Here is a 6,052-nt window from a genome sequence, read left to right as displayed (position 1 = left end):
CGCCACCGGTCAACAAAAATGTGGTACATTCGCCTATACGCCATAATGATGTGTCAGCACATCGATGCTTGGTACAGCAGTCAGAAAGAGCAGTTAAATATTGAAGAAATCATCTTTCCTAAAGCCGCCTAGTCAATTTTTTAAAAAATAATGGCAATAGGTTTCTTTGTCATGGACATTTTTGAAAATACAATGAAAATAATGAGTGTGCAGGCCATTCCAATCCAATTTCCAGTAATTTTGGTTCATTTCACCCAGAAAAATTGTTATTTATTCCGAGACTCTATTGTTATATAAATTATTCAAAATATGAGTTAATTTAATTATACCATAACCCTATTAGCTTCATCACTTTATGGAAAATACATTTCAGTAAACTAATCATCAGAACAAGTATTGTAGAACTACCTAAAATTTTTAATTTATAGCTTTAACACTCATAAACAATTAGAATTTTAAATTCAGATAAGTTTTCTAAAAGTAATATTGGTGGATTATAAAAGAAATCAAATAATAGTTTTCGGAAGTTGATAAGGAAGAGGGGGAGGTTGAGGAAAGTTATAAGTAGGAGAAACTGTGGCCTTTGTATAATAAAAATTAGATGATTATGAGCGGCAAATTCAAGGATGGGTTATTTTAATTTACTGACGAAACAATGATACAACAGAACAGCACCTTCCATTTACTACTGTGGAAGGTGCTGTTCTGTTAATATGAATAGTAAAGAACCAGTATAGAAGGGGCAAGAAACTTTCCCCAAACCAGAGGTGACGTGATGAATCGAGAATACATAAAAGCGTGTTTATTGATAGACGACTATTTAGGGATTTCATTTTCAAAATATTTAAATTTTAAAAGTCATGAAATGTATGATGAAGGATACAAATTTGAGATTCTTTCTACTTTAAACGCGTACTTTGGAGCAATAGAGTTAGCAACGGATACAGTGGTTGAGGCTGCGAAGAAATTGCAAAAGGTAAATCCTACATCTGGTAGTTTCGTTCATTGGAGTAATACACAGGATTTAGTTCGATTTGCGGAAGCCCGCCCTGATGTGGTTGCTCTCCATTGGAACCATCTGCTTAACGGGGAAGAACCGATTGAAAAACGGATTGAAGAGTTTCGTCAAGCTGGACGGGAATTTGATTCGAATCTATCACTAGGACGCCACTTTTTGGATATATGCTCGCTGCATACGACCTTAAAAAATACCCGTTATATAAAGAAAAAGTGTTTAAAGAAGTTAAAAAGTTTTGGAATCAATATTAAGCTTGGATTAGTTCATGAAAACTATGCTAATACCTTACTATGTGTGAAATCATCTTAGAGGAAATCCAAAAACAGTCTCCAAACTTTACAATGCTTGATATACAAAATTATTTATTCTGTAGTACCCAATACGATGAAATTGTCGTGGAAAGTGCTGTTGTCTATTTGAGTAATTTGGCCAAACAGCTTCAAGCGTTCCAACAAAATCCTGAAGAGATGTTAAAGGCTCTTAAGGACATTTCTATAGATGTCCTAAAATCCACTCGTGAAAGATACAGAGGGGAAGAAAAGATCAAAAGGATTCGTTTCCATGTGTTAGATCAGGTAATCGAAAAAAGGAATATAAGTATTGAAGATTTGGAAAATATCAAGGAGCAAGTAAAAGTAAAATACGATACGAACATCTTACAAGCTTGGAACAACTTCTCGATTCTTTTTGAACTTTTCTATACTGATAAAAAAGAGAAGGTGAAGTTTGAACAGCAAAGAATTCATGAAGCAATCCAACGTTTTGACGTTTGTTCAGACATCGAATTTGTTAAAGGGAAAGTTCTAAATGGATTTAACTGGAATCAACAATTTGGTGGTTCGGAATGTTGGTTAGCTTTATATGAGAGTAAGTTCGAGAATCATCGGGTTGCTCCGCAGTTGTATGTTTCAATTGATGGGGAAGAGATTCGGTACGGCATGTTGTTTGGTGACCAACATCCCAAACGAGGTGTACAAGATACAGAAAAGATATCTAATACGAACGAATTTACCTTCGAACGACTCCATGAAAAGATAGTTGAAGCGATGGATATGTTTAAGGAAACACCTGAGGAAGAGGTACCTGAAACTTTTGACACTGATATTAGTGTTGAAGTTTGGAAGACGTTGATTCAAAATACAACGATTTTTACAGAAGACAATCTTGAATACTTAAAAACAGTATTAAATTTAGGTGGTGCCGCTACTGCCAGTCAATTAGGACAATTATTAAATAGACATCCGTCTTCATTTATATCACCAGTCGTAGGTTTGGCAAAAAGAATTTTAAAAGAGCTAGGACAAGAAACCGAAGAAAATGAAAATGAAACGAAGAAAAAGTACTGGAAAGTCTTATTCAATGGAGAATACATAGAAAGTAACCACTTCTCATGGATTATCAAACCGAATTTAAAAGTAGCTTTAGAAGAATATTTTGCTTCAAATGAAGATGATGATTATCCGATTTTCACAAAAGAGGATTTCCTCAGTGAAGTATTCATCGATGAAGAGAAATATGAAAAAATAACAAACTTACTGCGATACAAGAAAAACATTATCCTGCAAGGACCTCCGGGAGTAGGGAATAGCTTATTCTTTAATAGGAGAGAAGGATCCAAATCGTGTAGAACTTGTCCAATTCCATCAAAACTATGCTTACGAAGACTTCGTGATGGGGTATCGCCCCGGGAACAATGGTTTTGAATTAAAGTTCGGGATTTTCTATGACTTCTGTAAGAAAGCAATGGAGAATCCTGAAAAGGACTACTACTTTATCATTGATGAAATCAATCGCGGAAATGTCTCCAAAGTATTTGGGGAGTTATTCATGCTTATTGAAAATGACAATCGGGATGATTTTGTAACGATGAGTTACACAGGCGAACCATTTACTGTTCCAAGTAATGTATACCTAATTGGAACGATGAATACAGCAGACAGTTCACTTGCGCAGTTAGATGTAGCATTGAGACGTCGATTTGGTTTTGTTACGCTACATCCGACTTTTAATGAGAAATGGCAAAGACATTTACTTCAAAATGGACTAACAGATTCATTAGTAAACCGGATCATTGCAGCCGTTTCGAAATGGAATAACGAAATCACATCAGACTTCCAATTAGGATCAGGTTTTGAAATTGGACATTCATTCTTTACTACATCTCTTGAGGGTATGGCGGAGAATACTTGGTTTGATTCTGTGATTGAATTTGAGATTCGACCATTGCCACTTTAACAATGCTTTCTAGCAATAGACTTGTTAAGAAAGAGACAAGTATTAGGTGTTTTAAATGTGTTGAGCGTCTTGGGCTAGTTGAGGATATTAAGCTGACGAAACACATGTTTATCAGAAATACGTATCATCGAAATAACCTCTATTACAAACGGATGATGCACATAGCGTTAATGCTATATGAGTTAAGTTTGCTCTCGCATAAAAGTGGAAATTGGAGCTTATTTACTGCTGAGCTGGATGATGGCGCAATGAATCAACTATTCGAAAAGTTTTTATTCCATTTTTATCGTGCGGAGCAACAGGATTACAGAGTTTCAGTGGAGCAAATGCAGTGGAAGTTGGAAGGTAACCCAAGTCTACTACCAACAATGCGCACAGATATATCGTTAACGCATAAACATGAGAAACAAAAAATCATTATGGATGCCAAATTCTATAAAAATGTCTTCCAAGAATATTACGGAAAGGCATCGTTCCATAGCCATAATATGTATCAATTGTTTACGTACTTGATGCATCAAGAAAATGATGTTCAGGTACGCGGAATCCTCATCTATCCATTCAATGGTACGGAAGTAAATGAAACTTATCGTTGGAGTGAGAGGGTTTCAGTTGAGATTTATACCTTGAATCTGGAGGAATCATGGCATCGGATTTATGAGAAGTTGAAATTTATATGTAGTGGGATATCAAACTTGTAAAGTTGAGAACACCATTATAATAAAAAAGGAATTTAAAAATCTACTACCTGAGACAAAAGAGTTATTATATGAAGCAAATCGAATGAGTGGAAAGACGAGGGAATATGCAGTTTATAGGCAAATATGTAAGATGAATAGTAATATTTCTTCACCTACAACTAATGAAACATCAGTAAAATCGGTAATTACACAGATAAATTTGCTTGAGGGGCATTTGCAGGAATTAAAAGCTGGGTTGAAAAATCTGCTTAAAGATACAAAGTAGGGTCTTACGGATTATAACAAAAGGAGGATAATAACTATGAGTTTAACAATTAAACCATCAAATTATTGGTGTGGAATCCCAAATGTATCAATTTCGGAAGGCAATATTCACGTAAATGCATTTTATGATCCTAATGCGAAGCAGCGTGAAAGAATAACAAATCTGCCTGGTAGTATTTTGACAGATAAAGTTCAGTGTAATAATTTGTGGTTATCTAATGATATTGCTTGGTTGGAAAGTAACGGTTATATAAAAATTGAAAAGTTTGGTCTAAGAGTATTAAAACCAATTTGTGGAAGCCCTAGTGGTACTGCTGTATTTGTTCTTGGTGAATATGGCCCTAGGAAGCCAAATGGTAATAAACTATGGAAGTATTATGGTGGTAAATCAATTAAATAATTAAGATTATAAAAACATGCTTGAAGCCTAGCCGCTCTAAGCATGTTTTTTTCTTTATTAAATTTGCTTTCTTAATAATATATTTACAATCGAAACTTAATGGTATTTATGGATGTTTAGTGTAATGAATATAAAATTCTTTATAATTTAATATGACTATTATTGAATAAAATACTTCAAATCGGAAAAGTTGATAATAACACATTTGAAAGGGTGCTTACGTTGAACAGTCAGCATATCATTGTAGAAAAACGAACAAATACCGCGGCAAGTCTTTCACTTTTTCTTTCAATAACAGGCTTTATCCTAGGGATAATCCCGATAATTGGGTTACTCATTACCACACCATTTTGTTTATTGGCTATTATTTTTGGTATTGTTGGATTGTTTAAAGAGTATAAACGACGTACTGCAATTATAGGAATTGTAATCGCAGGCTTGTCATTTTTTTATCATTTTCAAATTATGTCCTCGTTAGTGAATTAAAATTAGAAATCGTATACGTTAAATGGTCTATGTATAAGTCTGGGAATGAACTTATTTAGATAAATATCAAAAGGTGAAATCGTCCCATCGATTTCACCTTTTTTATCTCCTTCCTTTTGTGAGTTTATGTCTTAATTTAATTTAAGTTAAGTAAATGATACTTATTAAGTAAAGTTATTAATATTTATGATATGGAAATCTAAGAAGCTACTGAATATGTCAGATAATTTATACATACCTAGTATATGAGAGTAATAGACTATTAGGGGAAAATTAATATAGGGGGTAAATTTTTGATAACTAATACTTCATGTCCACAATGTTTTATGGGAAAGGTACCTATACCTGAAATGGATGAAGCTATCGATGAACTAGCCGAAAAAAGAGGTCTTAACTATTATGAAGCTATGCTTAAAATAGGTGGAGGCTATGAGGTTTGTTCGAATTGTGAGGGTACAGGTCAAATAAAAAATAAATAGAAATAATTGAGATTCAAAGTGTTCCATAGCGCAATTGGTATAGGCTATGGAACACGTTTGTTAATGTAATAGAATAATAAAATATAATAATTCAGAAGATCCTTTTAACAACTACCTTGTAGTTTCTGTAAATCCTTTAATAAAGAAAAGGATTACACCTATAATCAAAACACAAACAAAAAGAACTAATAACGCTACTACAAACAAAGCCCAACTATTATATAAAACCCTTAACAACACACAAAATAATACAATTGATAGTGCTCCAATAATAATCTTATTGAATGTCGTATCTTCTAATTTAATAATTTTTATTAAATTCCATATTGGTAAGCGTCAAATAGCGCCCACCTGGTTTTCAGGGGGCGCTATTGTTATGCTATCTATGTAGTTCGTTTAGGTACGTGACAGTTGGTCGGAATTGCTTCTGACCAAGGCATCAACGCATCTAACGCTGCTTCATCCGTTA

General features: G+C 33.9%; 7 protein-coding genes. All 7 read left to right on the top strand.

Going from position 1 to position 6,052, the window contains the following annotated elements:
* The first annotated feature begins 775 nt into the window (after nt 1–775).
* The 7 genes from ACOQFO_RS06740 (at nt 776) to ACOQFO_RS06710 (ending at nt 5,583) form a co-directional block, all read left to right on the top strand.
* Entirely contained in the window at nt 776–1,327 is a 552-nt protein-coding gene (locus ACOQFO_RS06740) for a hypothetical protein (protein WP_421688928.1), read from the top strand.
* A complete protein-coding gene (locus ACOQFO_RS06735; protein WP_421688927.1) occupies nt 1,309–2,721 on the top strand; it encodes a hypothetical protein in 1,413 nt (470 codons plus the stop codon). The genes ACOQFO_RS06740 and ACOQFO_RS06735 overlap by 19 nt, the downstream gene beginning before the upstream one ends.
* Nucleotides 2,690–3,253 (top strand): AAA family ATPase, encoded by a 564-nt coding sequence (locus ACOQFO_RS06730; protein ID WP_421688926.1) that lies wholly within the window; start codon nt 2,690–2,692, stop codon nt 3,251–3,253. The genes ACOQFO_RS06735 and ACOQFO_RS06730 overlap by 32 nt, the downstream gene beginning before the upstream one ends.
* A 2-nt stretch (nt 3,254–3,255) precedes the next feature.
* The gene (locus ACOQFO_RS06725) at nt 3,256–3,954 is read left to right on the top strand and encodes a 5-methylcytosine restriction system specificity protein McrC (RefSeq protein WP_421688925.1); all 699 of its coding nucleotides are present in this window, start codon (nt 3,256–3,258) and stop codon (nt 3,952–3,954) included.
* Between the two features lie 301 nt (nt 3,955–4,255).
* Nucleotides 4,256–4,618: a hypothetical protein gene (locus tag ACOQFO_RS06720; RefSeq protein WP_421688924.1), complete on the top strand. Its 363-nt coding sequence runs from the start codon at nt 4,256–4,258 to the stop codon at nt 4,616–4,618.
* Between the two features lie 222 nt (nt 4,619–4,840).
* A complete protein-coding gene (locus ACOQFO_RS06715; RefSeq protein WP_421688923.1) occupies nt 4,841–5,104 on the top strand; it encodes a hypothetical protein in 264 nt (87 codons plus the stop codon).
* A 293-nt stretch (nt 5,105–5,397) separates the two neighbouring features.
* Entirely contained in the window at nt 5,398–5,583 is a 186-nt protein-coding gene (locus ACOQFO_RS06710; protein ID WP_421688922.1) for a hypothetical protein, read from the top strand.
* The last annotated feature ends 469 nt before the right edge of the window (nt 5,584–6,052 follow it).

It is taken from the genome of Ureibacillus sp. MALMAid1270 (assembly GCF_049202975.1).
GTDB lineage: Bacteria > Bacillota > Bacilli > Bacillales_A > Planococcaceae > Ureibacillus.
The sequence above is the reverse complement of the archived record's forward strand: the minus strand, read 5'-3'. Positions and strand labels throughout refer to the sequence as shown.

Excerpts from the sequence above, each read along its gene's own strand:
- ACOQFO_RS06730 (WP_421688926.1), top strand. The coding sequence starts at position 2,690 with ATGGGGTATCGCCCCGGGAACAATGGTTTTGAATTAAAGTTCGGGATT.
- ACOQFO_RS06735 (WP_421688927.1), top strand. The coding sequence starts at position 1,309 with ATGTGTGAAATCATCTTAGAGGAAATCCAAAAACAGTCTCCAAACTTT.
- ACOQFO_RS06725 (WP_421688925.1), top strand. The coding sequence starts at position 3,256 with ATGCTTTCTAGCAATAGACTTGTTAAGAAAGAGACAAGTATTAGGTGT.
- ACOQFO_RS06720 (WP_421688924.1), top strand. The coding sequence starts at position 4,256 with ATGAGTTTAACAATTAAACCATCAAATTATTGGTGTGGAATCCCAAAT.
- ACOQFO_RS06740 (WP_421688928.1), top strand. The coding sequence starts at position 776 with ATGAATCGAGAATACATAAAAGCGTGTTTATTGATAGACGACTATTTA.